Annotated in this window: 26 protein-coding genes; 16 read left to right on the top strand and 10 right to left on the bottom strand. The window is 64.3% G+C overall.

Translation table 11 applies throughout. The features are described from left to right. Positions 1 to 80: 80 nt before the first annotated feature. The 5 genes from LC062_RS02350 (at position 81) to LC062_RS02330 (ending at position 5693) form a co-directional block, all read left to right on the top strand. On the top strand, positions 81 to 449 hold the full coding sequence (locus tag LC062_RS02350; RefSeq protein ID WP_224909407.1) for a DUF423 domain-containing protein: 369 nt from the start codon (positions 81 to 83) through the stop codon (positions 447 to 449). Positions 450 to 557: 108 nt separating this feature from the next. Then, entirely contained in the window at positions 558 to 1811 is a 1254-nt protein-coding gene (locus LC062_RS02345) for a sarcosine oxidase subunit beta family protein (protein ID WP_224909406.1), read from the top strand. Positions 1812 to 1820: 9 nt separating this feature from the next. Beyond that, on the top strand, positions 1821 to 2141 hold the full coding sequence (locus LC062_RS02340) for a sarcosine oxidase subunit delta (RefSeq protein WP_224909405.1): 321 nt from the start codon (positions 1821 to 1823) through the stop codon (positions 2139 to 2141). Further along, positions 2138 to 5143, top strand: a complete 3006-nt coding sequence (locus LC062_RS02335; protein ID WP_224909404.1) for a sarcosine oxidase subunit alpha family protein — start codon at positions 2138 to 2140, stop codon at positions 5141 to 5143. The genes LC062_RS02340 and LC062_RS02335 overlap by 4 nt, the downstream gene beginning before the upstream one ends. After that, the gene (locus tag LC062_RS02330) at positions 5136 to 5693 is read left to right on the top strand and encodes a sarcosine oxidase subunit gamma (protein ID WP_224909403.1); all 558 of its coding nucleotides are present in this window, start codon (positions 5136 to 5138) and stop codon (positions 5691 to 5693) included. Before LC062_RS02335 ends, LC062_RS02330 begins: the two co-directional genes overlap by 8 nt. 15 nt (positions 5694 to 5708) lie before the next feature. Here the strand turns inward: LC062_RS02330 and LC062_RS02325 are convergent, their stop codons facing one another. After that, positions 5709 to 6431, bottom strand: coding sequence for an Abi family protein (locus LC062_RS02325; RefSeq protein WP_224909402.1), 723 nt, complete (start codon positions 6429 to 6431; stop codon positions 5709 to 5711). 280 nt (positions 6432 to 6711) lie between these two features. Next, the gene (locus LC062_RS02320; RefSeq protein ID WP_224909401.1) at positions 6712 to 8763 is read right to left on the bottom strand and encodes a M3 family metallopeptidase; all 2052 of its coding nucleotides are present in this window, start codon (positions 8761 to 8763) and stop codon (positions 6712 to 6714) included. A 1061-nt stretch (positions 8764 to 9824) separates the two neighbouring features. Between LC062_RS02320 and LC062_RS02315 the strand changes: the two genes are divergently transcribed. Then, complete coding sequence (locus LC062_RS02315) at positions 9825 to 10403, top strand: hypothetical protein (protein ID WP_224909400.1); 579 nt, start codon at positions 9825 to 9827, stop codon at positions 10401 to 10403. Positions 10404 to 10490: 87 nt separating this feature from the next. Here the strand turns inward: LC062_RS02315 and LC062_RS02310 are convergent, their stop codons facing one another. The 3 genes from LC062_RS02310 to uvrA form a co-directional block, all read right to left on the bottom strand. Continuing rightward, positions 10491 to 10637, bottom strand: a complete 147-nt coding sequence (locus LC062_RS02310) for a DUF1127 domain-containing protein (protein ID WP_181758450.1) — start codon at positions 10635 to 10637, stop codon at positions 10491 to 10493. Between the two features lie 327 nt (positions 10638 to 10964). Then, entirely contained in the window at positions 10965 to 11114 is a 150-nt protein-coding gene (locus tag LC062_RS02305; protein ID WP_181758451.1) for a DUF1127 domain-containing protein, read from the bottom strand. Positions 11115 to 11295: 181 nt separating this feature from the next. Further along, complete coding sequence (gene uvrA, locus LC062_RS02300) at positions 11296 to 14208, bottom strand: excinuclease ABC subunit UvrA (protein WP_224909783.1); 2913 nt, start codon at positions 14206 to 14208, stop codon at positions 11296 to 11298. Positions 14209 to 14744: 536 nt separating this feature from the next. Here uvrA and LC062_RS02295 point away from each other — a divergent pair. Further along, the gene (locus tag LC062_RS02295) at positions 14745 to 15275 is read left to right on the top strand and encodes a single-stranded DNA-binding protein (protein ID WP_224909399.1); all 531 of its coding nucleotides are present in this window, start codon (positions 14745 to 14747) and stop codon (positions 15273 to 15275) included. 133 nt (positions 15276 to 15408) lie between these two features. On the opposite strand, the gene LC062_RS02290 is transcribed toward LC062_RS02295, so the two are convergent. Continuing rightward, complete coding sequence (locus LC062_RS02290) at positions 15409 to 16368, bottom strand: cation diffusion facilitator family transporter (protein WP_224909398.1); 960 nt, start codon at positions 16366 to 16368, stop codon at positions 15409 to 15411. A gap of 251 nt (positions 16369 to 16619) precedes the next feature. Here LC062_RS02290 and LC062_RS02285 point away from each other — a divergent pair, with 251 nt between their 5' ends. The 4 genes from LC062_RS02285 (at position 16620) to LC062_RS02270 (ending at position 18808) form a co-directional block, all read left to right on the top strand. Then, positions 16620 to 16964 (top strand): hypothetical protein, encoded by a 345-nt coding sequence (locus LC062_RS02285; RefSeq protein WP_224909397.1) that lies wholly within the window; start codon positions 16620 to 16622, stop codon positions 16962 to 16964. A 131-nt stretch (positions 16965 to 17095) separates the two neighbouring features. Then, positions 17096 to 17254: a DUF5993 family protein gene (locus LC062_RS02280; RefSeq protein WP_224909396.1), complete on the top strand. Its 159-nt coding sequence runs from the start codon at positions 17096 to 17098 to the stop codon at positions 17252 to 17254. Positions 17255 to 17262: 8 nt separating this feature from the next. Next, entirely contained in the window at positions 17263 to 17835 is a 573-nt protein-coding gene (locus LC062_RS02275; protein WP_224909395.1) for a disulfide bond formation protein B, read from the top strand. 121 nt (positions 17836 to 17956) lie between these two features. Next, positions 17957 to 18808 carry a GNAT family N-acetyltransferase gene (locus LC062_RS02270; protein ID WP_224909394.1) on the top strand — a complete coding sequence of 284 codons (852 nt, stop codon included), beginning with the start codon at positions 17957 to 17959 and terminating at the stop codon, positions 18806 to 18808. Positions 18809 to 18836: 28 nt separating this feature from the next. Here LC062_RS02270 and LC062_RS02265 read toward each other — a convergent pair whose 3' ends face one another. Next, on the bottom strand, positions 18837 to 19469 hold the full coding sequence (locus LC062_RS02265; protein ID WP_224909393.1) for a MarC family protein: 633 nt from the start codon (positions 19467 to 19469) through the stop codon (positions 18837 to 18839). A 207-nt stretch (positions 19470 to 19676) separates the two neighbouring features. On the opposite strand from LC062_RS02265, the gene gyrA reads away from it, so the two are divergent. Continuing rightward, a complete protein-coding gene (gyrA, locus tag LC062_RS02260) occupies positions 19677 to 22499 on the top strand; it encodes a DNA gyrase subunit A (protein WP_224909392.1) in 2823 nt (940 codons plus the stop codon). A gap of 196 nt (positions 22500 to 22695) precedes the next feature. Here gyrA and LC062_RS02255 read toward each other — a convergent pair whose 3' ends face one another. From LC062_RS02255 to LC062_RS02245, 3 genes are all read right to left on the bottom strand, one after another. Next, positions 22696 to 23055, bottom strand: a complete 360-nt coding sequence (locus LC062_RS02255; RefSeq protein WP_224909391.1) for a hypothetical protein — start codon at positions 23053 to 23055, stop codon at positions 22696 to 22698. A 71-nt stretch (positions 23056 to 23126) separates the two neighbouring features. Next, complete coding sequence (locus tag LC062_RS02250) at positions 23127 to 23462, bottom strand: hypothetical protein (RefSeq protein ID WP_224909390.1); 336 nt, start codon at positions 23460 to 23462, stop codon at positions 23127 to 23129. Positions 23463 to 23670: 208 nt separating this feature from the next. Then, entirely contained in the window at positions 23671 to 23961 is a 291-nt protein-coding gene (locus LC062_RS02245) for a hypothetical protein (RefSeq protein ID WP_224909389.1), read from the bottom strand. 158 nt (positions 23962 to 24119) lie between these two features. Here LC062_RS02245 and coaD point away from each other — a divergent pair, with 158 nt between their 5' ends. The 4 genes from coaD to LC062_RS02225 are packed head-to-tail and all read left to right on the top strand — an operon-like array spanning position 24120 to position 26159. Continuing rightward, positions 24120 to 24626: a pantetheine-phosphate adenylyltransferase gene (gene coaD / locus LC062_RS02240; protein WP_224909388.1), complete on the top strand. Its 507-nt coding sequence runs from the start codon at positions 24120 to 24122 to the stop codon at positions 24624 to 24626. 37 nt (positions 24627 to 24663) lie between these two features. Beyond that, positions 24664 to 25206, top strand: a complete 543-nt coding sequence (locus tag LC062_RS02235; protein ID WP_224909387.1) for a peptidylprolyl isomerase — start codon at positions 24664 to 24666, stop codon at positions 25204 to 25206. A 57-nt stretch (positions 25207 to 25263) separates the two neighbouring features. Next, complete coding sequence (locus LC062_RS02230; protein ID WP_224909386.1) at positions 25264 to 25734, top strand: peptidylprolyl isomerase; 471 nt, start codon at positions 25264 to 25266, stop codon at positions 25732 to 25734. Positions 25735 to 25760: 26 nt separating this feature from the next. Beyond that, the gene (locus tag LC062_RS02225; RefSeq protein ID WP_224909385.1) at positions 25761 to 26159 is read left to right on the top strand and encodes a VOC family protein; all 399 of its coding nucleotides are present in this window, start codon (positions 25761 to 25763) and stop codon (positions 26157 to 26159) included. Positions 26160 to 26171 lie beyond the last annotated feature (12 nt).

Raw genomic sequence — 26171 nt, 5'->3', positions numbered from 1 at the left:
GGCCGGCCGCCGCAGCGAAAAACTTAAGGAAAGTCATGGGGATCGGACGGCGAGCGGGTTTGGGGTTCATCCTTGGAGGGATGGCCGGAGCGGGCGGCGTGGCGCTGTCGGCGGCGGCTACCCATTCGGCTGCAACCGAGTTGCTTCGGCCGGCGGCACAGATGTTGCTGTTCCACGCGCCGCTGTTTCTCAGCCTGTCCCTGCTCTTTCTCTGGCGCGGGCGCGGTGTGCCCTCCGGCGTTCTGGCGATGGGGACCGGAGCGCTTTTTGTGCTTGTTGCCGGTCTGGCGCTCTTTTGCGGCGATCTGCTGTTTCGCGCCTATGGCGGCGTGCGGCTGTTTCCCTTCGCCGCGCCGCTTGGCGGCAGCCTGTTGATCGCTGCCTGGCTTGGTGTGATCCTCACAGGTGCGGCGCTGCTGCGCTCCGGTGAAAGCGAGCGTGGCGCTTAGGCGCGACAGCATGTCGGATTTGCACAAGCCGCGCGCTGGAAACGGCGGCACAACAATGCCATGGATGGTCGCGCCGGTTCGCGATCGCGACAGGAAGCCGAGGTTCGCATGACCCGTTTCTCCTTCTGGGAGCTGGCGCGCAAGGCGCTGAACGCCCATCAGGACTGGGGCGATCAGTGGCGCAAGCCCGAGCCGAAACCCGCCTATGACGTGCTCATTATCGGCGCGGGCGGCCATGGGCTGGCGACCGCCTATTACCTGGCCAGGGAGCACGGCGTGACCAACGTCGCCGTGCTGGAAAAGGGCTGGCTCGGCGGCGGCAACACCGGGCGCAACACGACCATCGTTCGCTCCAACTACCTTTGGGAGGAGAGCGAAGCGCTCTACGACCATGCCATGGACCTGTGGCAGGACCTGTCGCAGGAGCTGAACTACAACGTCATGTATTCGGCGCGCGGCGTGATGATGCTGGCGCATACGGTGCATGACATCCAGGTGTTCAAGCGCCATGTGCACGCCAACCGGCTGGCCGGCGTACAGAACGAATGGCTGACCGCCGAAGAGGCGAAGGCCTTCTGTCCACCGCTGAACATCGGCAAGAACATCCGCTATCCGGTGCTCGGCGCCGCCTTGCAGCGCAAGGGCGGCGTCGCCCGGCATGACGCGGTGGCCTGGGGCTACGCGCGCGGCGCGGACAAGTACGGCGTCGATATCATTCAGAACTGCGCGGTCACGGGCATTCGCCGGAATGCCGATGGATTGGTCGCCGGGGTCGAGACCTCGCGCGGCTTCATCGGCGCGAAGAAGGTGGGCGTTGTCGCCGCCGGGCATACCAGCACGGTGATGGACATGGCCGGCGTGCGCATGCCGCTGGAATCGAATCCGCTGCAGGCGCTGGTCTCCGAACCGGTCAAACCCTGCTTCCCTTGCGTGGTCATGTCCAACACGGTGCATGCCTATGTCTCGCAGTCGGACAAGGGCGAGTTGGTGATCGGCGCCGGCACCGACCAGTATGTCTCCTACAGCCAGACCGGCGGATTGCAGATCACCACCCACACGGTCGATGCCATCTGTGAGCTGTTCCCGATGTTCCGCCGCATGCGGATGCTGCGCAACTGGGGCGGCATCGTCGACGTGACCCCGGACCGCTCGCCGATCATCGGCAAGACGCCGGTGCCGGGGCTTTTTGTCAATTGCGGCTGGGGCACTGGCGGGTTCAAGGCAACGCCCGGGTCGGGGCATGTCTTCGCCCACACCATCGCCCGCGACGACCCGCATCCGATCAATGCGCCCTTCACCCTCGACCGGTTCCGCACGGGCCGGCTCATCGACGAGGCGGCAGCCGCCGCCGTCGCCCATTGAGGTAGGTTCATGCTGCTGATCCAGTGCCCCTATTGCGCGGTGGAGCGCCCCGAGCTCGAATTCCGCTATGGCGGCGAGGCGCATATCGCCCGCCCCGAGAGCCCGTCGGAACTGACCGATGAGCAATGGGCCGATTTTCTCTACATGCGCAGCAACCCGAAGGGCGTGATGGCCGAACGCTGGCGCCATGTGCATGGGTGCGGCCGGTTCTTCAATGCCCTGCGCGATACGGTCAGCGACCGCTTCCTCGCCGTCTACAAGGCCGGCGAGCCGCGCCCCGCTATCGAGGTGTCGGCGCCTGCTGCCCCGAACAAGGAGACCGGCCGGTGACCCAGATCCGCCGCACCCGCTCCGGCGGCCGTATCGACCGGTCGCAGCCGGTGCGTTTCACCTTCGATGGCCGGGAGCTGACCGGCTTTGCCGGAGATACGCTCGCCTCCGCCCTTCTGGCTAATGACGAGCATCTTGTCGGCCGCTCGTTCAAGTATCACCGGCCGCGCGGTATCCTCACCGCCGGCTCGGAGGAGCCGAACGCGCTGGTCGGCGTCACCCGGTCGCCGGGCTCCGGCACCCCGAACCTGCGCGCCACCCAGGTTGAGCTCCATGAGGGGCTGTCCGCCCGCAGCCAGAACCGCTTTCCCTCGCTCGGGTTCGACATCGGCGCGGTCAATGATTTGCTGTCGCCGCTGTTTGTCGCGGGCTTCTACTACAAGACCTTCATGTGGCCGAAGAGCTTCTGGAATCGGGTCTACGAGCCGTTCATCCGGGCGGCCGCCGGCCTCGGGGTCGCGCCGACCGCGCCGGATCGCGACCGCTATGCCAACCGCTATGCCCACTGCGACGTACTGATCGCCGGCGCCGGTCCGGCGGGCATCGCCGCTGCCCTGTCCGCCGCTGAGGTGGGCGCGCGGGTGATCCTGGCCGATGAGCAGGCGGAAATGGGCGGGGCGCTGCTGCATGAGACCGGCGCGACGGTGGAGCGCCAGCCGGCTGACCGCTGGCTGGAAGCGGCGCTGGCGGAGCTGGCCGCCAATCCGCGCGTCACCCTGCTGCTGCGCACCACCGCGTTCGGCTATTTCAATCACAACTATATCGCGCTCGGCGAACGGGTCACCGACCATCTTGCCGTGCCGGACCCGGATTTGCCGCGCGAACGGTTGTGGCAGGTTCGCGCCCGTCAGGTGGTGATCGCCGCCGGTTCGATTGAGCGCCCGCTGGTGTTTCCGGAAAACGACCGCCCGGGTGTGATGCTGGCCGAGGCGGGGCGTATCTATGCCAACCGCTATGGGGTGTTGCCGGGCAGATCCATCGCGGTCGCCACCGCCTGCGATACGGCCTATCGCGCAGCGCTCGACATCCATGCGGCGGGTGGCTCCATCGCGGTCATCGCCGACCTGCGGGAGCGGCCCGATGAGGCGCTTGTCGCCGAAGCGCGGGCGGCAGGCATCCGCGTCGAGACCTCCTGCGTCGTCACCGGGGTGCTTGGCCGCAAGCGCGTGCGCAGCGTTCTGCTGGGCCGGTTGCGATCGGGCAGCGTTACAGCGGCCGGTACCGTGAATGCCGATTGCCTGCTGATGTCCGGCGGCTGGACGCCGAATGTCAGCCTGCACTCCCAGTCACGCGGAAAGCTCGTCTGGGACGCGGAGCGCGGGGCCTATCTGCCCGGAGCGGCCGTGCAGGCGGAGCGCTCCGCCGGGAGCTGCGCCGGGGTCGACGGGCTTGCGGCGGTGCTTGCCGATGGCGCCCATGCCGGCGCGGAGGCAGCCCGAGAGGCCACGGGCACGGCGCATGCGCCGCGCCAGATCGTCGCCGAGGGCGGTGAGGCCGGTATTGGCTGGGTGCTGGGCGCGCTGCCGCACGACCGGGATGCGGCCAGGGTGCGCGCCTTTGTCGACTACCAGAACGACGTCACCGCCAAGGACGTCAAGCTGGCGGTGCGCGAGGGCATGCACTCCATCGAGCATATCAAGCGCTACACGACCACCGGCATGGCGACCGATCAGGGGCGTCTGTCGAACATGAACGCCCTGTCGATTGCCTCCACCGCGCTGAACCGGCCGGTGCCGGAGGTGGGGCTGACCACGTTCCGCCAGCCTTATACGCCGGTCAGTTTCGGAACGCTCGCCACCACCTCGCGCGGCGATCTGTTCGATCCGGTCCGCAAGACGCCGATCCATGGCTGGGCGGCGGGGCAGGGCGCGGCCTTCGAGGATGTCAGCCTGTGGAAGCGCGCCTGGTATTTCCCGCGCGGCGGTGAGGACATGCACCGCGCGGTGGAGCGGGAGTGCCGCACGGTGCGCGAAAGCGTCGGCCTGTTCGACGCCTCCACCCTGGGCAAGATCGAGGTCGTCGGACCGGATGCGGCGGAATTCCTCAACCGGATCTACACCAATCCGTGGCTGAAGCTCGGGCCAGGCCGCCTGCGCTACGGGCTGATGCTGAACGAGGCCGGGTTCATCATGGATGACGGTGTCGTCGGCCGGCTGGCCGAGGACCGGTTCCATGTGACCACCACCACCGGCGGTGCGCCGCGTGTGCTCGCCCATATGGAGGACTATCTCCAGACCGAATGGCCGGACCTCAAGGTCTGGCTGACCTCCACCACCGAACAATGGGCGGTGATCGCGGTGCAGGGGCCGAAGGCGCGGGAGGCGATCGCGCCGCTTGTCGATGATATCGACCTTGCGACCGAGGCGCTGCCGCATATGTCCATGCGCGAAGGGCACGTGATGGGCGGCATTCCCTGCCGGCTGTTCCGCATGAGCTTCACCGGCGAGGCCGGATATGAGCTCAACGTGCCGCCCTCGCGCGCCCGCGAGGTCTGGGAGGCGGTCTGGGCCAATGTCGAGAAGCTTGGCGGTTGCGCCTATGGCACCGAGACCATGCATGTGCTGCGGGCGGAAAAGGGCTACATCATCGTTGGTCAGGAGACCGATGGTACCGTCACCCCGGACGATGTCGGCATGAGCTGGGCCATCGGCAAGAAGAAGCGCGACTTCGTCGGCATGCGTTCGCTGGCCCGGCCGGATCTCGTGGCCGAGGGGCGCAAGCAACTGGTCGGCCTGTTGACCAGGGACGGCACGGCGCTCCTGGAGGAGGGGGCGCAGATCACCCGCGAGGCGGTGCCCGCGCTGAAGACCCCCGCGCTTGGTCATGTGACCTCGTCCTATGTTTCACCCGCCGCTGGCCGGCCGATTGCCCTGGCGATGATCGCCGATGGCCGGGCCCGGATGGGCGAAACCCTGCATGTGCCGATGCCGGAAGGCGCGATCACCGTCGAGGTGGTCCCACCGGTGTTCGTCGATCCCGAAGGAGCGCGGCTCAATGTCTGAGGCAATCCTTTATTCCGCCGATGGTGACACCGAAACGGTGCTCGCCGCCCCGGGGCTGCGCGTTTCTCGCACCCGGCCCGTCGCGCGCTTCGCCTTTCGCGGCGACGCGGCTGCCGCCGGCAAGGCCGGCGCGGCTTTCGGCGCGTCCCTGCCGATGACCCCGCTTGCCGCCAACCAGGTCGCCGCCCGCGCCGCGCTGTGGCTCGGGCCGGATGAATGGCTGCTGCTCGCCGCCGATGAGCCCCCAGCGGCAATCGCCGCCGGCATCGAAGCGGCTCTGGCAGATGTGCCGCATGCTCTTGTCGATGTTTCGGAGCGCAATCTGGCGCTTTTGGTGGAAGGCGAGCGGGCGGCGCGTCTGCTCAACACCCAGGTGTTTCTCGACCTCGACCTTGCGGCCTTCCCGGTGGGAATGGCGACGCGCACCTTGTTTGCCAAGGCGGAAATCATCCTCTGGCGGCTCGGGGACGAGGCCTTCGCCGTGGAATGTTGGCGCAGCTTTGCCCCCTACATCGAGGGGCTGCTGCTGGAGGGAGCGCGGGGGCTGTGAGCCAAATCATCTGCGTCAGAATTTGATCTGGCTGGAATCTCGGGGTGTTGCCAGGACCTCGGGCAGGCGACTGTGGGCGGCGATCCATCTGCTTTTTCGTGGTGCGATCCAGTCCGCGATTGTCAGAATGGATTGATAGTCGTCTCGAAGGTCGCGCATGAAAACCGGCTCATGATGCGCGATCCGATTGCGGAGTATTCTTAGATTGTAGAGCGGTTTGTGGACCCGTTTTCTGGAGACTTTGTCCGCATGGGGAAAGGCTCCTCGCAAGGCCGGGCGCCAAAGGGTCATTTCGTAATTCGCCTTAACTCCGCTCCGCTGATCTAAAAGACCTCCTCGCCCCAGGAGCGAGACCCAGAAGCCGAACGACAAGGAAGCGACGATATGGGGCGAGTCGTCCGGATATCGCTCTCTTGCAAGCTTTCGCCTGCTTTCCCTGATCCTTTGCCGACAGCCATGGTCGAGGCCGGCGGCAGGGTTCTCGTACCAAGAGGCGCCATAGGCCAGTGCCAACTGCGAAGTCATGGAGTTGCGAAGGGCGACTTCCAATGCTTGCAAGGGGCCGTAGAAAGCAGCGCTGACTGCTGTGTTCCATGCATAAAGCCGCATGGCGTCCACACGATTGCCTGATGTGGCATTCGTATACGTCGCCAAGCGATCATGGGACAAGGATGCCGATAACTCATCCAGAGAGTCTGGCAGGCCAAATTCCTTGACTTCGGAGTGGTCGATAGCCATAATCTCCGTTGTTCGCCCCGGACCCGCCTCTGCCATATGGTATGCGCCCGGGGTTTTTGATTCTGGGCGTTTCTCGTCTATTGTGCGGGCAAATCGAACTTCCGAAAATTAGACCGAAATCCACTCCAGATTGCAAGAGTTGTGCTCTGGCGGCTCGGGGACGAGGCCTTCGCCCTGGAATGCTGGCGCAGCTTTGCCCCCTACATCGAGGGACTGCTGGCGGAGGGAGCGCGGGGGCTGTGACGCCTTGCACGCCCCCACGCTCCGGTTTCAGGCTTGGTCAGTCGGCGATCAGCCCGCGCTTCTTGAGCAGGCCATCGACCGACGGCAATGCGCCGCGGAAGGCGATATAGGCGTCCTTCGGGTCCTGGCTGCCGCCGGCGGAGTAGATCCACTTGCCGAGCCGCTCGGCGGTGTCCGGATGGAACGCGTCGCCGGTTTCCTCAAAGGCGGTAAAGGCGTCCGCGTCCATCACCTCCGACCACATGTAGCTGTAGTAACCGGACGAATAGCCATCGCCGGAGAACACATGGGCGAAATGGGTCGGCCGATGCCGCATGACGATCTCGCGCGGCATGTCGATGCGTGACAGGGTGGCCGCCTCAAGCGCGGCGACGTCCGCACCGTCCGCCGGCTGGCCGTCATGCACATCGAGATCGAAGATCGCCGAGGCGAGATATTCGACGGTGGAGAACCCCTGATTGAAGTTGCGGGCCGCGTGCAGGCGGTCGAGCAGATCCTGCGGCATGGGCTGGCCGTCATGGGCGCTGACGGCAAATTTCGACAGGATTTCAGGCTCGCTGAGCCAATGCTCGAACAGTTGCGACGGCAGTTCGACGAAATCGCGCGCAACGGAGGTGCCGGCGATCAGCGGATAGGTGACATTCGACATCAACCCATGCAGGGCATGGCCGAACTCGTGAAACAGGGTGCGGGCATCGTCGAAGGTCAGCAATGTCGGCGCGCCGGGGGCGGCCTTGGCGAAATTCATCACGTTGACGATGATCGGGCGAATGTCGCCATCGAGCTTCTGCTGGCGCCGGAAGGCACTCATCCAGGCGCCGCTGCGCTTGGAGGCCCGATTGAAATAATCGCCAAGGAACAGGCCCAGATGCTGGCCGCTCCGGTCCTTCACCTCGAAGGCACGTACATCGGGGTGATAAGGATCGAGCCCTTTGACCTCCTGGAACGTCAGGCCAAACAGCCGGTTGGCTGTGTGGAAGGCCGCCTCGATCATCCGGTCGAGCTGGAAATAGGGTTTCAGCTCGGCATCATCGAGGGCGTAGTCGCGCTGGCGAAGCTTTTCCGAATAGTAGCGCCAGTCCCAAGGGGCGATTTCAAGGTTGTCGCCCTCAGCCGCCGCGATTTCCTGCAGCGCGGCGGCTTCCGCGCCAGCCTGGGCCCGTGCCGGGTTCCAGACCGCCTCCAGCAGCTCGCGTACCGCCGCCGGCGATCCAGCCATGGTGTCGTCGAGCTTGAAGCTGGCGAAATCGTCGAACCCGAGAAGCTGTGCGCGCTCGGCACGCAGTTTCAGGGTCTCGGCAATGATCTCGCGGTTGTCGGTCTCGCCTGGCATCTCGCCGCGCCGGATCCAGGCGGCGAAGGCCTCCTCGCGCAACTCGCGTCTTGCGGAGAATTGCAGGAACGGCTCGATCAGCGAGCGGGACAGGGTGATCACATGCTTGCCCGGGCGTCCGCGTTCGCGCGCCGCTTCGGCCGCTGCCGCCCGCAGAAAGTCTGGCAGCCCGGCAAGATCCGCTTCCGTTTCAAGAACGAGCGCATACTCCGCTTCGTCGCGCAGAACGTTCTGGGAGAATGCCGTGCCCAGCACGGCCAGCCGCTGGGTAATCTCGCTCATCCGTGCCTTGGCGGCGTCATCGAGCCCGGCCCCGGCGCGGCGGAACAGGGTGTGATAGCGCTCCAGAACCCGGAACTGCTCCGCATTGAGGCCAAGGCTCTCCCGTTGCTGCCACAGCTGCTCGATCCGCCGGAACAGCGCCGAGTTGAGCATGGTCTCACTGTGGTGGCGGGCAAGCCGGGGCGCCATGTCGCGCTCGATGGCCTGCAAGGCGGGGCTGGTGTGGGCGCCGGTGAGATTGAAGAACACCGACGCGACTCGGGTGAGCTGCTCACCGGCCCGCTCCAGTGCCTCAATGGTGTTGGCGAAGTCGGGTGCGTCCGTCCGCTCGGCGATGGCCGTGATATCCGCCTTTGCTTCCGCCAGGGCCGTGTCGAACGCCGGGGCGAAGTCACCCGCTTCGATCTGGCCGAAAGGGGGAAGACCGAAGGGCGTGTCCCAGCGGGCAAGAAGCGGATTTGCAATATCGGACATGAATGGGTTCCGTCTGCGGGAAGGAAGGGGGTGAGAGGTCACCGGAAATGGGGACCTCCATTATATGGGCGCAGAGACTTTCCTTGTCAGCCCTTCCAGACCGGGCCGCAAAGGTTTTCAAATGCGGTGACAGGAGAACTCCTGAGAATTCGCCCGGTTCGTGTCATTGATCGTTAAGGGCGCGTGCATCATACTGGCGCCTATGTCCGCTCTATCCATCTCCCTTTCCGGCCTGCAACGCGCCGGTGCCAGATTTGAAACCTCCGCCCGTCAGATCGTCTCAGCGGGAACGGTTCGGCAGGGTGCAGAGGATGCGGGACAGACTCCCGCCGCCGGAGCCGAGGCCGCCATTGGCGCGCCGCGACCCGGTTTCTCACCGGACATGGCCACCGCGATGGTGGGGATGATTGAGGCTGAAAACGCCTATACCGCCAATGCACGGGTGGCCGGCCGTATCGCCGAGATGCAGAAGGCCTATCTGGACGCGCTTGCCCCGAAATCCGAAAAGTAAAGCCTTGCGCCGAACACGTCGCGATCTCGTTCAGACCGCAAGGGAGCGCGTCAGGCGAACCGCTGCCGGCTGCATGATCGTGTGTTGGGTGTGGGGGAAAGCCGGGGCCAGAAATAAATAACGCCCACCGGAGGGAGGAGAACCGGTGGGCGCCATTTATTGGCAACCGATGCTGGGAGGAGGTGCACCGGTTGTACAACGGAGCCAGACGTTGGGAGGAGGAGTGTCCGGCGCCGTTGAGAGACATATGGGGGAGTCGGCCCCTGATTGCCAGAGCCGAGGTTGCATATCAGCTCTGATCCCAGCGCAGGGCACTGCACAAATTTTCGCGCCATTTTGTGTGCAGCGCAAAATGAGCGGTGCTTCAAGCCACGTCTCGCCCTTGGCAATGCGCGGGAGGGGTTTGTCCGGATCTCAAGATAACATACTGTAATATAAGGGATATCAAGAATTCCTGGAGCCGGATTTTGCCTCCTGGCTCAGACACGCGCGCCTTTCTCACTGGTGCTTGCGCTGGCTGGCAGGCGCGAACACATGATATCAAAAGAGGATGAAGCCCTGCCGTCTCACCTCCGCCGGTCTCATTGTTCAGGCTGATGGTTCCAGTTATCCACTGCCGGACGTCGATGCGGCCGAGATTCTTGTGCCTCATCTGGCCCCACGTGTCGAAACTTATGAGCTGGGGGGCTTGGGCGAGATCGGCGTTCTGATCCGCTATTCCTGTCATTGCTGGACCAGCAAGTATGATGAGGCACTCCATGACGGCGGAATCCGGATCATGGATCGTGGGCGGGCGCGCGCCTTTGACCCCGCGCGCTATGCGGCCTCGTTGGAACTGCCGGAATTGATGCGGGATCTGCCGCACAAACGGATCTATGCCACCCGGGGCGACCGCAACTACGGCAGCTATGATGCGAGCCGACGCGATGCGGATGGGCTCTTCTATACGGCCTATTTCGCCCTGAAGGCGCGGAAGGGGCTATGTGGCGCTGCCCCCTATAGTTTTCGCTTGTTCGTTGAAAGCGCCTATCCCAAGGCGCAACAGGAGCCCGGCCGGGCAACGAGCCTGCGTGCGATCATTGGCAGGTCCCGAACGGGCATCGGGGCGAACGGCGATTCTGAAGACTGACGCAGCGCGGGTGTGGAAACGAAAAAAGCGCCTCCCGAGGCTTCGGGCGGCGCTTTTTGTTCGGACCCGCCTGACGGCGGGGCGAGATCAGCGATGGGTGCGGGCGATGAAGTCGATGTCGCCACGGCCGATGCCGAGATCGCTCAGTTCACGGTTGGACAGCCGCGACAGCTCGTAATAGGTCTGCCGGTACTTCTGCCAGGAATTGTATTTGCGCACGAGGGTGTCGAACATGGTTTCGCTCTTTCGGTCTGACGTTTCGGTGAGCGAACACCCGCCGATGTTGCGGCGCGACAATCGCTCGATAGGGTGGATATAAGCTGCCTTTCGGCCTTCGGAAGACGGTGTTTCAGCATGGCTGGGCCGCGCTGGCCGCTGAGCTGAAACAAGGGCGTCCGGTGCGGCGGGACACGCCGCGAAGGTCTTTCAAAAAAGCGATCGCCCACCGGAGGGAGGAGAACCGGCGGGCGACGCTATTTCCGGACGAGGCTGGGAGGAGGATGCCTCGCCGGGCACGCTAAAGGGACAGGGGAGGAGGTCTATCCCTTTGAACGTGATCTCTTATCGGCTTACGCGCTTGGCGATGAAGGGAATGTCGCCGCGTGCAATGCCAAGGTCGTCAAGTTCGCGCGTCGTCAAGCGCGACAGCTCGGAAACCGTGCTCTGGTAGCTCTTCCAGGACCGGTACTTGCGCGTAAGTGACTCAAACATCGGATGGCCTCGCCAGATTTGCGCCGCTGCCGTTTCGCGTCAGCGCCGCGTCAATTCGATGACCGGTAGATAGATTTTCCAGGTGATGAAAAAAAGTGCGATTTGTGCATGGCAGGGGTGCGGATTGTGCATTGCACCATCATGCCCTTGCCCAATTGCCCGGTTTTGCGCCGAACTTGGCTTATTCGGCGGCACTCATCCGCCGGATCGGCCGTCGTGCCAGCACCTCGCGAAGGAACTGCCCGGTATAACTTTCCGGCACTTCGGCGATGTCTTCCGGCGGACCGGCGGCAACCAGCGTGCCGCCGCCATCGCCGCCCTCCGGCCCGAGATCGAGAATCCAGTCGGCGGTCTTGATGACCTCCAGATTGTGTTCGATCACCAGCACGGTGTTGCCCTGGTCGACCAGCTCGTGCAGCACCTCCAGCAGTTTCGCCACGTCATGGAAATGCAGGCCGGTGGTCGGCTCGTCGAGGATATAGAGCGTGCGGCCGGTGGCGCGCTTGGCCAGTTCCTTGGCCAGCTTGACGCGCTGCGCTTCGCCGCCGGACAGGGTGGTGGCCTGCTGGCCGACCTTGATATAGCCGAGCCCCACCCGGGCGAGGGTCTCCAGCTTGTCGCGCACCGCCGGCACGGCGGAGAAGAACGCGGCGCCTTCCTCAACCGTCATGTCGAGCACATCGGCAATCGACTTGCCCTTGAACAGGACTTCGAGGGTCTCCCGATTGTACCGCTTTCCCTGGCAGACATCGCAGGTGACATAGACGTCGGGCAGGAAGTGCATCTCGATCTTGATGACACCATCGCCCTGGCAGGCCTCGCAGCGCCCGCCCTTGACGTTGAAGGAAAACCGGCCCGGCGCATAGCCGCGGGTCTTGGCTTCCGGCAGGCCAGCGAACCACTCGCGGATCGGCGTGAAGGCGCCGGTGTAGGTCGCCGGGTTGGACCGCGGCGTGCGTCCGATCGGCGACTGGTCGATGTCGATCACCTTGTCGAGCAGTTCCAGCCCGTCGATATGATCGTGCGGCGCCGGGTTGTCGCGCGCGCCGTTCAGCCGCCGCGCCGCCGCCCGGTACAGGGTGTCGATCAGGAAGGTCGACTTGCCGCCGCCTGAAACGCCGGTGATGCAGGTGAAGGTGCCGAGCGGAATGTCGGCGGACACGTTCTTCAGATTGTTGCCGCGCGCGCCGGCCACATGCAGCCGGCGTGTCTTGGAGATCTCGCGGCGCATGGCCGGCATGGGAATCGCAAGGTCGCCGGAGAGGTAGCGACCGGTCAACGACGCCGGGTTGGCGAGGATGTCCGCCGGCGCCCCTTCGGCGACAACCTCACCGCCATGCACGCCCGCGCCCGGGCCGATATCGACCACGTAATCGGCGGTCAGCACCGCATCCTCGTCATGCTCGACCACGATCACCGTGTTGCCGAGGTCGCGCAGGTGCTTGAGCGTTTCCAGCAGGCGGGCATTGTCGCGCTGGTGCAGGCCGATCGACGGCTCGTCGAGCACGTAGAGCACGCCGGTCAGACCCGAGCCGATCTGCGACGCCAGCCGGATGCGCTGGCTTTCGCCGCCGGACAGGGTGCCGGAGTTGCGCGACAGCGACAGATAGTCGAGCCCCACGTCATTGAGAAACTTCAGCCGCTCGCGAATTTCCTTCAGGATTCGCACGGCAATTTCGCTCTGCTTGACGGTGAGTTGATCCGGCAGCGCGGAGAACCAGTCGCCGGCCTCGCGGATCGACAGCCGGGCAATGTCGCCGATATGACAATCGGCGATCTTCACCGCCAGCGCCTCCGGTTTCAGCCGATGCCCGCCGCAGGTGGGGCAGGGGCGGTCCGACTGGTAGCGCGACAGCTCCTCGCGCACCCATTCGGATTCGGTCTCGCGCCAGCGCCGCTCGATATTGCCGACGACACCCTCGAAGGTCTTGGAGGTGCGGTAGCTGCGTACCCCGTCGTCATAGACGAATTCGATCTTCTCCCGGCGGGTGCCATGGAGGATGGCGTTGCGCAGCGCCTCCGGCAGGTCCGACCAGGGCACGGTCATCGAGCCGTCGAAATGCCGGCAGAGCGCCTCCAGGGTCTGCGCGTAATAAGGAGAGGTCGAGCCGGTCTTGGCCCAGGGCAGCACCGCGCCGCCGCGCAAGGAAAGGCTGTGGTCCGGCACCACCAGTTCCGGCTCGAACGCCAGCGTGGTACCGAGCCCGTCGCAGGCCGGGCAGGCGCCGAACGGGTTGTTGAAGGAGAACAGGCGCGGCTCGATTTCCGAAATGGTGAAACCGGAAACGGGACAGGCGAATTTCTCTGAAAAGACAATCCGTTCGTGGGTTTCGTTGCGATTCTGAAGCACCGCGTCACGGCTCTTGTCCGCAGCCGGAAGCGGACGGTCCGCATATTCGGCAATGGCAATGCCGTCTGCCAGCGACAGGGCCGTTTCCAGGGAATCGGCCAACCGTCCGGCGATGTCGCCGCGCACGACGATGCGGTCGACCACCACGTCGATGTCATGCTTCAGCTTCTTGTCGAGGGCCGGGGCTTCGGAAATCTCGTGGAACTCGCCGTCGATCTTGACCCGCTGGAAGCCCTTCTTCATCAGCTCGGCCAGCTCCTTGCGGTACTCGCCCTTGCGCCCGCGCACCACCGGCGCCAGTAGATAAAGCCGCGTTCCTTCTTCCAGCGCCAGAACCCGGTCGACCATCTGGCTGACCGTCTGGCTCTCGATCGGCAGTCCGGTCGCCGGCGAATAGGGAACGCCGATGCGCGCGAACAGGAGGCGCAGGTAGTCGTAGATCTCGGTGACCGTGCCGACCGTCGAGCGCGGGTTGCGCGAGGTCGTTTTCTGCTCGATGGAGATGGCGGGCGACAGGCCGTCGATCTGGTCGACATCCGGCTTCTGCATCATCTCCAGGAACTGCCGGGCATAGGCCGACAGGCTTTCAACGTAGCGGCGCTGTCCTTCGGCGTAGATGGTATCGAACGCCAGCGAGGATTTGCCAGAGCCGGACAGGCCGGTCATCACGATCAACTGATCGCGCGGCAGGTCGAGGTCGACATTCTTCAGATTATGCTCGCGCGCGCCCCGCACGCTGATCATGCGCCGGTCCGGTGCGGACTGGGGAGCGGAAGGGGTGTTGGTCGAGCGGGTCTTGGCCATTGGTGTCTGCAATCCCTGGCGTTGCGGTGCCGGAGTTATTCAGGAGTTCCGGGCGATGCGGTCCCGGATCGAGGATCCGTCACGCCGCGCCGTTCTACGCTATGACGGCGGATGCGTCGATTGCCGAACGCGACCCGGCGCGGGGTTGATGTCTATACGTATTGGCGTGGAAGTCCGATTGCACGAACATAATAAGAACATTGCCTGGGTGGCAAGTCCGTTGCGGCGCGGCGGCGAAATTTCCTGTTCGGTTGCCCTCGCGATGGCCGGAGGGAGCGTCCCGCGCGAGGGGCAAGAGAGGCTCTTGAAATCGCGCCGTGGATATGGAACGAATAGGGAACGCGGTCGGACCTTTCGGCGCCGACTGTGGAAAAACGGCAAAAATCCACGGCATCGCTGGCACCAAACCCATATGGTCCCCCGACGCGGCCGGACATTCGGCGGGCGCTGAATGAAGACGAACGAGGAGAGCGACAATGTCGGGTAGCGTCAACAAGGTGATCCTGGTGGGCAATCTCGGCGCCGATCCGGAAGTGCGGCGGATGCAGGATGGCCGTCCGGTCGTCAACCTGCGCATCGCCACCTCGGAGAACTGGCGTGACCGCAACACCGGCGAGCGGCGTGAGCGGACGGAATGGCACCGGGTGGTGATTTTTAACGAGGGGCTGGCCAAGGTCGCCGAGAACTACCTGCGCAAGGGCTCCAAGATCTATGTGGAAGGCCAGTTGCAGACGCGCAAGTGGCAGGATCAGTCCGGCCAGGATCGCTACAGCACCGAGGTCGTGCTGCAGGGCTTCAACTCTGTGCTGACCATGCTGGATGGCCGCGGCGAAGGCGCTGGCGGCGGCGGTCGTGAGCTTGGCGGCCCGTCTGGCGGGTCGGCATCGGGTGGCGGCTTTGGCGGCGGTTCGCGTGGCGGCGGCTATGACGCGCCGCAGCAGGGCGGTGGCGGGGGCTACGGCGGTTCCGGTGGTCCCGGCGACATGGACGATGAAATTCCGTTCTGAGGCGATGTCCTGTCTTTGTGAGGCAGGCTGAACCGGACAACGAAAAACCCGGCGCGAAACCCGCGCCGGGTTTTTTCATGTCTGGTGCGCGCAGCGGCGTGCCGTAGGGCAACGCACGCGGTGCGATGGGATCTCAGGCCGGGTCCGTGTCCCGGGACTTGCTGGCCGCCAGCATTTCCTCATGGTGCCGGGTGGCCTGCACCTCGATGAAGACCCGGCGCACAATGGGAAAGCGCTGCTTGATCGCGATCTCCAGCGCATAGATCGCCTCTTCCACCTTGCCGACCGTGAGGTTGTCCTGAAAGTCGATGGAGAGGGCGAGCAGCACGTCCTCCGGTCCCCGGTGCAGGGTGCGGATCTCGTTGAGGCGCGAGACGGTCGGCGTCGCCTCGACGACGGCACGGATGGTCTCCACCACCTCCGGCGCGGCGGCTTCGCCCACGAGAAGACCCTTGGTCTCATAGGCAAGGAACGCGGCCGTGGCCGCCAGGATCACGCCGATGGCGACCGAGGCGGCGCCATCGAGCCACGGAAGGCCGAGATATTGCGCTGCCAGCAGGCCGGTGAGGGCAACCAGCAGGCCGAGCATGGCCGCCGTATCCTCGAACAGAACGGTGAAGACCGCCGGATCCTTGCTGTCGCGCACGGCCTGCAACAATCCCTGCCGCCCGCGCACCTTGGAAAACTCCTTGTAGGCGATCCACCAGGCGCCCGCCTCGAACACGATGGCAAGGCCCAGCACCACATAGGCGACGATGGGCGAGGTAACCGGATGCGGATGCAGGATCTTCTGGACGCCCTCGTAGATCGAGATGCCGGAGCCCACGGCGAAAATCAGGATGGCAACCACGAAGGACCAGAAGTAGAGTTCTGCTCCATATCCGAAAGGGTGTTTTTCATCAGCAGGTTGCCGGGCTTTCCTCAGGCCATGCAAAAGGAGTCCCTGGTTGCCGGTATCCACCAGCGAGTGAATCCCTTCCGACATCATCGCCGAGGAGCCGGTGTAGGCTGCGGCGAAGAACTTGGTCACGGCGATGAGGGCGTTGCCGGCAAGCGCGGCGTAGATGACTTTCCTGGAGCCGGTCGCTGCCATGGCGTTTTCCTTTCCTGCCGGTCGGTCTGCTGACGTGGGGCGACAATCCGCGAATGCGCCTGGCACATCTGACGCGGATGTGACTCGAGAGCACGTTCTGTTTCGGGGTAGTCAATTGAGGACGGCTCTGCAACCTGTCGCAAGCGGGCAGAGGTGGGAGAAGGGGAGGAAAAACCATGCGGCGGCGTGTTCCAAATGCTCAAGACGCTGCGGCAGGGAGACCGTTTCGGCGACGGTCGGCAAGTCTGTTGGTGGCCTTCATTCTTCTTGGCACGGTTAGTCCTGCGTGCGCCGGGGAGGCCGAGGTGGTCGATGCCCGCGCGCGGCAATCCACGGATGGGAGCTGGCGTTTCGAGGTGACCGTCTCCCATGCCGACACCGGCTGGGATCACTATGCCGATCTGTGGGAGGTGCTGGCGCCCGATGGTCGGGTGCTTGGTCGCCGGGTCCTCGCCCATCCGCATGTGAACGAACAGCCTTTCACCCGGTCGCTGGCCGGGGTGGCGATCCCGGAAGGTCTCGATCGGGTCGAAATCCGGGTGCGCGATACGGTCCACGGATGGGGGGAGCGGCGCTATCTCTTGAACTTGCCTTGAGAATTGCTCCGCGCGGGGCGAGACGACGGGGCTTGTGACCGAATATGAAGCGGAAGAGATAGGTAATTGTTTTTGCTTTAAAAAACAGGGAATATGAGAACTCTATCAAAAGTCGATTCCCGGGGGCTGACATGTATCTTGGATTGCTGTTCCTGCTGCTGACGGCAACGCTCGCCAGCGCCGCCTATGGGTCGCCGCGCTGGACGGTGGGGCTGACCGTTGTTTCCTTTGTCGCGGCGGGGCTGGTGTATTTCCATCACGCCTCCGACTCGCTTCCTCTGTCGTTTTGAGGCCCGCCATGATCTCCCGTACGCTCGAAACGACGCTGAACGCGCTCGCCCTCTACGCCATCGCCGCCGTGCTTGGCGTGGCCTTCTTCGACCAGCTCGTGAACGGCGAGTTGCCCTGTCCGCTCTGCCTGCTGCAGCGGGCTGGCTTCCTGCTCCTGGCGATCGGCCCGGTCATGGCTGTCGCGCGCGGGCCCCGGGCCGCCTACTACGGCGTGACCATCCTGGCCGGTCTCGCCGGCGCGGGCTTCGCCATGCGCCAGATCCTGCTGCACATTGCGCCGGGGGATGCCGGCTACGGCGCGCCTTTCCTGGGGCTGCATTTCTACACCTGGGCCTTCGTGGTGTTCGTCGTCGCCATTGCCGCGAGTGCGCTGATGTTGGTCTTGCGCCAGCCTGATGGCGAAAAGGCCGATGAGGCGCAGGTCGGCGCCGCTGCGGGCAGCGCGCTCGGACGCATCGGTATCCTGCTCGTCATTCTCATGGCGGCAGCGAATACGCTCTCGACCACGCTGGAATGCGGATTTGCGACTTGCCCGGACGATCCGGTGACGTACCAGCTTCTGACCCCGTCGGGGTCCTGAGATGCGCTGTGGGTGTCCGTGGCCGGGTACCCACGCACTCGCGCATTGATTGACGCTGCGGGCGGTCCTCCGTATCACGGGAGGCCGCCTTTTTTGTGCCTCGCTGAGCCGGAGCCCGTCCATGACCCAACGCCTTGCCATTCGCCGCATGAAGCCCGCGGATCTGGAACGTGCGCTCGACTGGGCTGCGGACGAGGGGTGGAACCCGGGTGTCGACGACGGCACGCCGTTTCTGGCGAGCGATCCGGAAGGCTTCTTTGTCGGTGAGTGCGAGGGAGAGCCGGTGTCTTGCATATCGGCGGTGCGCTACGGCGAGGGTTACGGCTTCATCGGCTTCTACATCTGCCACCCGGATTGGCGCGGCAAGGGGTATGGCAAGCCCATCTGGGATCATGCCATGGCCTATCTGGAGGGGCGTACGATCGGTCTCGATGCGGTCCTCGCCCAGGAAGCCACCTATCGCTCATCGGGCTTTGAGAGCGACTATCACACGATCCGCCATGGCGGGCTCTCGATGGCCGAACAGCCGTCCGACCCGCGCGTCTCGATGCTCGGACAGGGCATCCTGCCCACGGTGCTCGCCTATGACCGTCCGTTCGTTCCGGCCGTGCGCGATGCCTTCCTGGCGTCCTGGTGCTCGCCGATGGCGAAGGGGCGGCGTGGGTGCGTCTTCGTGGAAGGCGGCGAGCTGCGCGGCTACGGCGTGATCCGCCAGTGCCGCGAAGGTTTCAAGATCGGTCCGCTCTTCGCCGACACGCCGGAGGTGGCCGACACGCTCTTTCGCGCGCTGGCGGGGCAGGTGCGCGGACAGATGGTCTGGCTCGATGTGCCTGAGTGCAACGCGGCGGCGATGGCATTGGCCGAGACCTACGAGCTCTCGCCGGAGTTCGAGACCGCGCGCATGTATCATGGCGAGAAGCCCGTTCTCGATCTGGCGCGGACCTACGGCATCACGACATTGGAATTGGGCTGAAAGCGGCGCTTGCGGTTCCGTGCGGCGTTCAGCCGGCGGCGATCAGCGCACGAACGCCATCGGCGATGAACTGCACCGAAAGGGCGGCCAGCAGGACGCCGAGAAGGCGGGTCACGACCATCGCCGCCGTGTCGCCCATCAGCCGCTCGATCCGGTCGGCCAGCAGGAACGAAACGAAGCAGCTGCCGATGATCACGAGGATCACCGACACCAGACCGGCCATGGAAAGGCTGTCGGGCGCCTGGGAGCTGAGCAGGATCACGGCGCTGATCGCGGCGGGGCCGGCGATCAGCGGAATGGCCAGCGGAAACACGGCCACCGCGTGCAGCTCGTCCTGATGGGCGACCGCCTTTTCCGCGCTTTCCGATTTCCGCCGGTTGCGTTTCTCGAACACCATTTCCACGGCGATCATCAGGAGCAGCAGGCCGCCGGCGATCTGGAAGGCCGGCACGGAGATGCCGAGCACGCCGAGAACGCTCTTTCCCGCCACCAGGAACAGGAACAGGATCGCGCCGCCGATCAGGGTCGCCCGCACGGCGATGCGCTTGCGCGTCTGCGCGGTCGCACCGGCGGTGATGGCGAGAAACATCGGCGCGAGGCCGACCGGATCGATCGTCACGAACAGTGTGGCAAAGGCGTTGACGAGGAATTCTGCCAGCATGTGCGGCGCTTCGGCTCCCGACTCGGATGCCTCTTTATATCAATGAAACGGGCCAATGTCGGCCAGCGACTTCCCGCGTTCTTGCGACAATTCACAGGGAGCTGTCCCAACCATTTGAATTCGCAGGGAAATGCAGTTCCCGTTTTGCTGTCGTGAATTTGTCGCGCAGGGCGAAATCGGGTATAAGAAACCAGCGAATTCAACAGAATGCGAGACACCTCCTTGTCAGATCAGGATACGAGCGCACCGTCGGGCGGGCTACCGTCCGATATCCGGCCTGTTTCCATCACCGACGAAATGAAGCGCAGCTATCTCGATTACGCCATGAGCGTGATCGTCAGCCGTGCGCTTCCCGATGTCCGGGACGGACTGAAGCCGGTCCACCGGCGGATCCTCTACTCGATGCATGAAAACGGCTACGAGTGGAACAAGCCCTACCGCAAGTCTGCGCGCGTCGTCGGTGACGTGATGGGTAAGTATCACCCCCATGGCGACAGCGCGATCTATGACGCGTTGGTGCGCATGGCGCAGGATTTCTCGCTCCGGCTGCCGTTGATCGACGGGCAGGGCAATTTCGGTTCGGTCGACGGCGATCCGGCCGCGGCGATGCGTTACACTGAATGTCGCCTGCAGAAGGTCACCCAGCGCCTGATCGACGATCTCGACAAGGATACGGTCGACTTTCAGGACAACTACGACAATTCGGAAAGCGAACCGGTGGTCATGCCGGCGAAATTTCCGAACCTCCTGGTCAATGGCGCCGGCGGCATCGCCGTGGGCATGGCGACCAACATTCCGCCGCACAATCTGGGCGAGGTGATCGACGCCTCCATCGCCCTGATGGACAATCCGCACATGTCTCTGGCGGAGCTGATGGAGATCGTGCCGGGCCCGGACTTCCCGACCGGCGGCATCATCCTCGGCCGCTCGGGCATTCGTTCCGCCTATGAGAACGCGCGCGGATCGGTGGTGATGCGCGGCCGGGCCGAGGTGGAGGAAATCCGCAAGGACCGCTTCGCGATCATCGTCACCGAGATCCCGTATCAGGTGAACAAGTCGACGATGATCGAGAAGATCGCCGAGCATGTTCGCGAAAAGCGGATCGAGGGCATCTCCGACATTCGCGATGAGTCCGACCGTTCGGGCATGCGGGTGGTGATCGAGCTGAAGCGCGACGCGGTCGCCGATGTGGTGCTGAACCAGCTCTACCGCTATTCGTCGCTGCAATCGACCTTCGGCGCCAACATGGTGGCGCTGAACGGCGGTCGCCCGGAGCAGCTCGGCCTGAAGGAAATGCTGAGCGCCTTCATCGCCTTCCGCGAGGAGGTGATTGGCCGGCGGACCCGCTTCCTTCTGAAGAAGGCGCGCGACCGGGCGCATCTGTTGGTCGGTCTGGCCATCGCGGTGGCCAATATCGACGAGGTGATCCATCTGATCCGGACCGCGCCCGATCCGGCGACCGCCCGGGCCCAGTTGATGGAACGCAACTGGCCGGCCCGCGATGTGGAGCCGCTCATTCGCCTGATCGACGACCCGCGCCACATGGTGCAGGAGGACGGCACCTATCGCCTGTCCGAGGAGCAGGCGCGGGCCATCCTCGAGCTGCGCCTGCAGCGCCTGACTGCGCTTGGGCGCGATGAGATCGCCGATGAACTCAACAAGATCGGCGAGGAAATCCGCGACTATCTGGAAATCCTGCGCTCGCGCGAGCGGATCCTCGACATCATCCGCGACGAGCTGACGGAAATCCGCGACGAATTCGCGACCCCGCGCCGGACCGAGATCGTCGAAGGCGGCGCCGATCTGGAAGACGAGGACCTGATCCAGCGCGAGGACATGGTGGTCACCGTCAGCCACGCCGGGTACATCAAGCGGGTGCCGCTCGATACCTACCGGGCGCAGCGGCGCGGCGGCAAGGGTCGCTCGGGCATGTCGACCAAGGACGAGGATTTCGTCACCCGGCTGTTCGTCGCCAACACCCATACGCCGGTGCTGTTCTTCTCCTCGCGCGGCATCGCCTACAAGATGAAGGTCTGGCGCCTTCCTCTCGCTGGCCCGACGTCGCGCGGCAAGGCGCTGGTCAACATGTTGCCGCTGGAGCAGGGCGAACAGATCACCTCGATCCTGCCTTTGCCGGAGAACGAAGACAGCTGGTCCGAGCTGGACGTGATGTTCGCCACCCGTCGCGGTACGGTCCGGCGCAACAAGCTGTCCGATTTCGCGCAGATCAACAAGAACGGCAAGATCGCCATGAAGCTGGAGGACGGCGACGGCATCGTTGGCGTCTTTACCTGCACCGAGCATGACGATGTGCATCTGACCACCGCGCTCGGTCAGTGCATTCGCTTCGCGGTGACCGATGTGCGTGTCTTTGCCGGCCGCAATTCGGTCGGTGTGCGCGGTGTCAATCTGGCCGAGGGGGATCATGTCATCTCCATGTCGATCCTGCGCCACTTCGATTGCACGGCGGAGGAGCGCGCGGCCTATCTGCGTCGCCGGCGGCTGATGCGCGGCGAGACCGACGAGAGCGTCGAGCCGGTTCCGGGAGATGAGGAAGAGGTGGATGCAGGTGAGTTGCCGCTGGATCGCTACGCGGCGATGAGTGCCGCCGAGCAGATCATCCTCACCATTTCCGAGAACGGTTATGGCAAGCGCTCCTCGTCCTTCGAGTACCGGGTGACCGGACGCGGCGGCAAGGGCATCACCGCCATGGCGGTGACCAAGCGCAACGGGCCGTTGATCGCCTCCTTCCCGGTCGACGACAGCGACCAGATCATGCTGGTGACCAACGGTGGTCAGTTGATCCGCTGCCCGGTCGACGGGATCCGGATCGCGGGCCGTGCCACCCAGGGTGTGATCGTCTTCAAGACGGCAGAAGGCGAGGAAGTGGTCTCCGTCGAGCGGGTCTCCGACGAGGGGGACGACGACGACGTTCTCGGCGGCGAGGGCGCGTCCGATGCGGTGACCTCCGAGGATCCGGGTCAGACCGGGGATAACGGGTCGGCGGAGGACGGGGCGGCGGAAGAGTAATCGGCTCGACGCTGCTCTGATAGAGCTTTGAAGGGGCGCGTGGGGCATTCCATGCGCCCTTTTTCGTGTCCGGGGGATGGTGTCGAAGGGAAGGGGCGAGGCTGGCGATTTGTGCCCTGAAACGGCAAAGGCGACGCCTGAAGGATCAGGGCGTCGCCTTTTGCAGTGAGGTGTTCAGCGCCGTTGGCGCGGAGGGTCAGGTGCTGATCGGCACGCGGGTCAGGATCGAGGTGCGATTGCTGACCGACCGGTCCTCGTGGGTCTCGAAACGGATCTGCCGCGAGGCCCGGTTGCCCTCCAGGGCGTTGATGCAGTCGCTCGACCAGTTGCCCCAGCTCTGTCCTTCACAGGCCGCCGGCAACGGCTTGGTCTGCCGATTGGTCTTGGCTTCCAGATTGGAGATCACCGTTTCGGCCGTTGCCGGATCCGCCGCAGCCGGTGCGCTGGTCAGCGACTGAGAAAGGCTCACCACACCGGCAAGAATGGCGGCGGCGGCGACAGTGGCAATGGCCAGGTTGCGGAAGTGCTGTTCCGAGGGCTGCTGGACAAAGGTCATTTGAGGTCATCCCTGCTTCGTTGTTGATGCCTCCATCTTGTCAGGACCGACGGGGAAAGCCGTGACGGGTATCACGATCCGAATGTTTGCAGCAGGCTGTACTGACGTCCGGTGCCCAACGGGGTGACCAGAACGGGCGCACGCATCTGCGTTTCCCGAAGGCCGAAACAGGACGGGTCCTCATCGCGGAAAATGACGCCGTCGCAAGCCTCGGCTGCAGCCTCGACCCCAATGGTTTCCTCTGTCGTCGCATAGGTTGAATGGGTCCGATCGGCAGACGCCTGTCGGTCGGTATAGGCCACGCCGCTGACCAGAACGGCGGTAAACGCCACCACGCCAGCCAGCCAGAAGGCAAGTGGGGTGGACGGCTGATAAATTTTGTGAATCGTCATCATGGGCGCATACATGGATCATGGATCGCCTTCTGGCAACGGGTTGAAGCCGTGGCCCTGTCATATTTTTGTTATGTGTGCCGGCTTTCGGTGAGCCGGTGACCTGGCCGAGGCTGTGGATGCTCGGCAGTCATCTGATTTTGGCCGCCGAAACGGAGACGCGGTGATGAGTCGGGGAACTCACCACCGCGTCGCACGAGAGGTCCGAGGTCAGGGTATCGGATCACTCTGTAACGGGGATGCGGATCAGCTCCGTCATCGAACTGGTGGTTCTGGCAACGGTCGTGAAGGCCGGTTTGGCATCGGGGTCGACCGAACGCGCAAGCTCCGCGCACCCGGTGACGGAATCCGTCACCGTCGTTGCACAAGCCACATGAACCACTCTTTGCTGTCGGTCGCCCTTGCGCGCGGTAGCGCTGTCGCCGCCCAGCATGGTGGTTCCCGTGGTGGCGATGAACAGAGCAGCGCCAGCGGCAATAATGCCAAGGGTCCAGGCCCCCACTACACTCTTCATCTTCGCCTCCTTGTGTTTATTGGCCACACCCTAGCAGAAAATGACGTTGGGTAAAATAAAATCGTTGTGTGTGATTATTACGCAACATGATTGCCCGGAAACCTGCGTGCGCGCCGGCCTCTCTTGTCTCGGCGCGTGTGCGCGGGTAGAGATGGCGCATGACTCGTATCGCCCTCTACCCAGGCTCGTTTGACCCGGTCACCAATGGCCATATCGACATCCTGCGCCAGTCGCTGGATCTGGCCGACCGCGTTGTCGTCGCCATTGGTATCCATCCCGGAAAGACCCCATTGTTCCCCTTCGAGGAGCGTGTTGAGATGATCGCCGAGGTGGCGCGCGAGGCGTTCGGCGCTGCCGATGCGGCGCGCCTGGAGGTGATCTCCTTCGACGGGCTGGTGGTCGAGGCAGCACGCAGCGCCGGGGCGGACTGTCTCGTGCGCGGGCTGCGCGACGGCACCGACCTGGATTACGAGATGCAGATGGCGGGTATGAACGGAGCGATGGCGCCTGAAGTGCGCACGCTGTTCCTGCCAGCTTCGCCCGATGTTCGTCATATCACCGCCACTCTGGTGCGGCAGATCGCGAAGATGGGGGGCGATGTGCGCCCCTTCGTCCCGTCGCATGTCGTGGCCTGTCTGCGGCAGCGACTGGCCGAGCCGGCGTAAGCGCCGGCAGACCGGCCGCAGTATTTCTGGAGAGAACATGATAGCCCGTTTGACGTCCCTGATCTGCGCTGCCGCCCTTGCCGTGGGGCTTGCGTTCAGCGCCAGCGCCCAGGCGCCGGACCTTGAGAATACGCTTTATCTCGATCTCAAGGATGGGCGGGTTGTGATCCGGCTGCGTCCGGACCTTGCGCCCAAGCATGTGGAGCGGCTCAAGAAGCTGACCCGCGACGGCTTTTACGATGGCATCGTCTTTCACCGGGTGATCGACGGTTTCATGGCCCAGACCGGCGATCCCACCGGCACCGGCACGGGCGGATCCGATCTGCCCGATCTTGCCGCCGAGTTTTCCGACGCGCCGTTCAAGCGTGGCACGCTCGGCATGGCGCGGGCACAGGACCCCAACAGCGCCAATTCCCAGTTCTTCATCATGTTCGACGATGGCGACTGGCTGAATGGCCAGTACACCGTCTTCGGCGAGGTGGTCGAGGGCATGGACCTCGTCGACAAGATCAAGCGCGGCGAGCCCGTCCAGAACCCGGATAAGATTATCAAGATGCAGGTCGCGGCGGACGCCAACTGATCCCGGGACCTGGGATGAAACGACCCGACAACTCGCGACCCAACAAGGAGAAAGCGCGTGGCTGATTACAAGGATCCGGAAAACACCCTGCTGATGGAAACCACGCAGGGGCCGATCGTCATCGAGATGAAGCCGGAGCTGGCACCGGAGCATGTCGCCCGCATCAAGGAACTGGTGCGTGATGGCTTTTACGACGGCATCGTCTTTCACCGGGTGATCGATGGCTTCATGGCCCAGACCGGCTGCCCGCAGGGCACCGGCACCGGCGGCTCGGGCAAGAAGCTGAAGGCCGAGTTCAACGCGCACAAGCACACGCGCGGCACCTGCTCCATGGCCCGCGCCATGGACCCGAACTCCGGCGACAGCCAGTTCTTCATCTGCTTCGCCGATGCGCCCTGGCTCGACGGCCAGTACACCGCCTGGGGTGAGGTGATCGAGGGCATGGACAATGTCGACAAGATCAAGCGCGGCGAGCCGGTCGTGAACCCGGACAAGATCACCTCGCTGAAGGTCGCAGCCGACGCGTAAGCGGAAGGGATCGGAACGTGAGCACGATGAGCAACAGCGTTCCAATCCTTCGAGTCGCGCGGCCGACCAACGATCTTGCGCCGCTTGAGCGCTTCTACATGCAAGGCGCCGGCTTCCGGCGCCTTGCCGCTTTCCAGGGGCACGACGGATTTACCGGCATCGTTCTTGGATACCCGAAGGCGCCCTGGCATCTGGAGCTGATCCGAGAGGACGGGCAGATCGCCCCGCGTGCCGGCAGCCCGGAACAGCTTCTCGTTCTCTACCTGCCCGACCCGGACGAATGGCGCGTTGCGGTTGACCGGATGACGGCGCACGGGTATGAGCCGGTGCCCGCCCAGAACCCCTATTGGGACGTGGTGGGCAAGACCTTCGAGGATCCCGACGGCTACCGGCTCGTCTTCCAGAACCGGGCCTGGGATCTCTGACATTCGCCCCAG

The sequence above is a fragment of the Stappia indica genome, assembly GCF_020177335.1.
GTDB classification, from domain to species: Bacteria; Pseudomonadota; Alphaproteobacteria; order Rhizobiales; family Stappiaceae; genus Stappia; species Stappia indica_B.
Note: the sequence above shows the minus strand (reverse complement) of the source record. Positions and strands in the feature narration are given on the sequence as shown.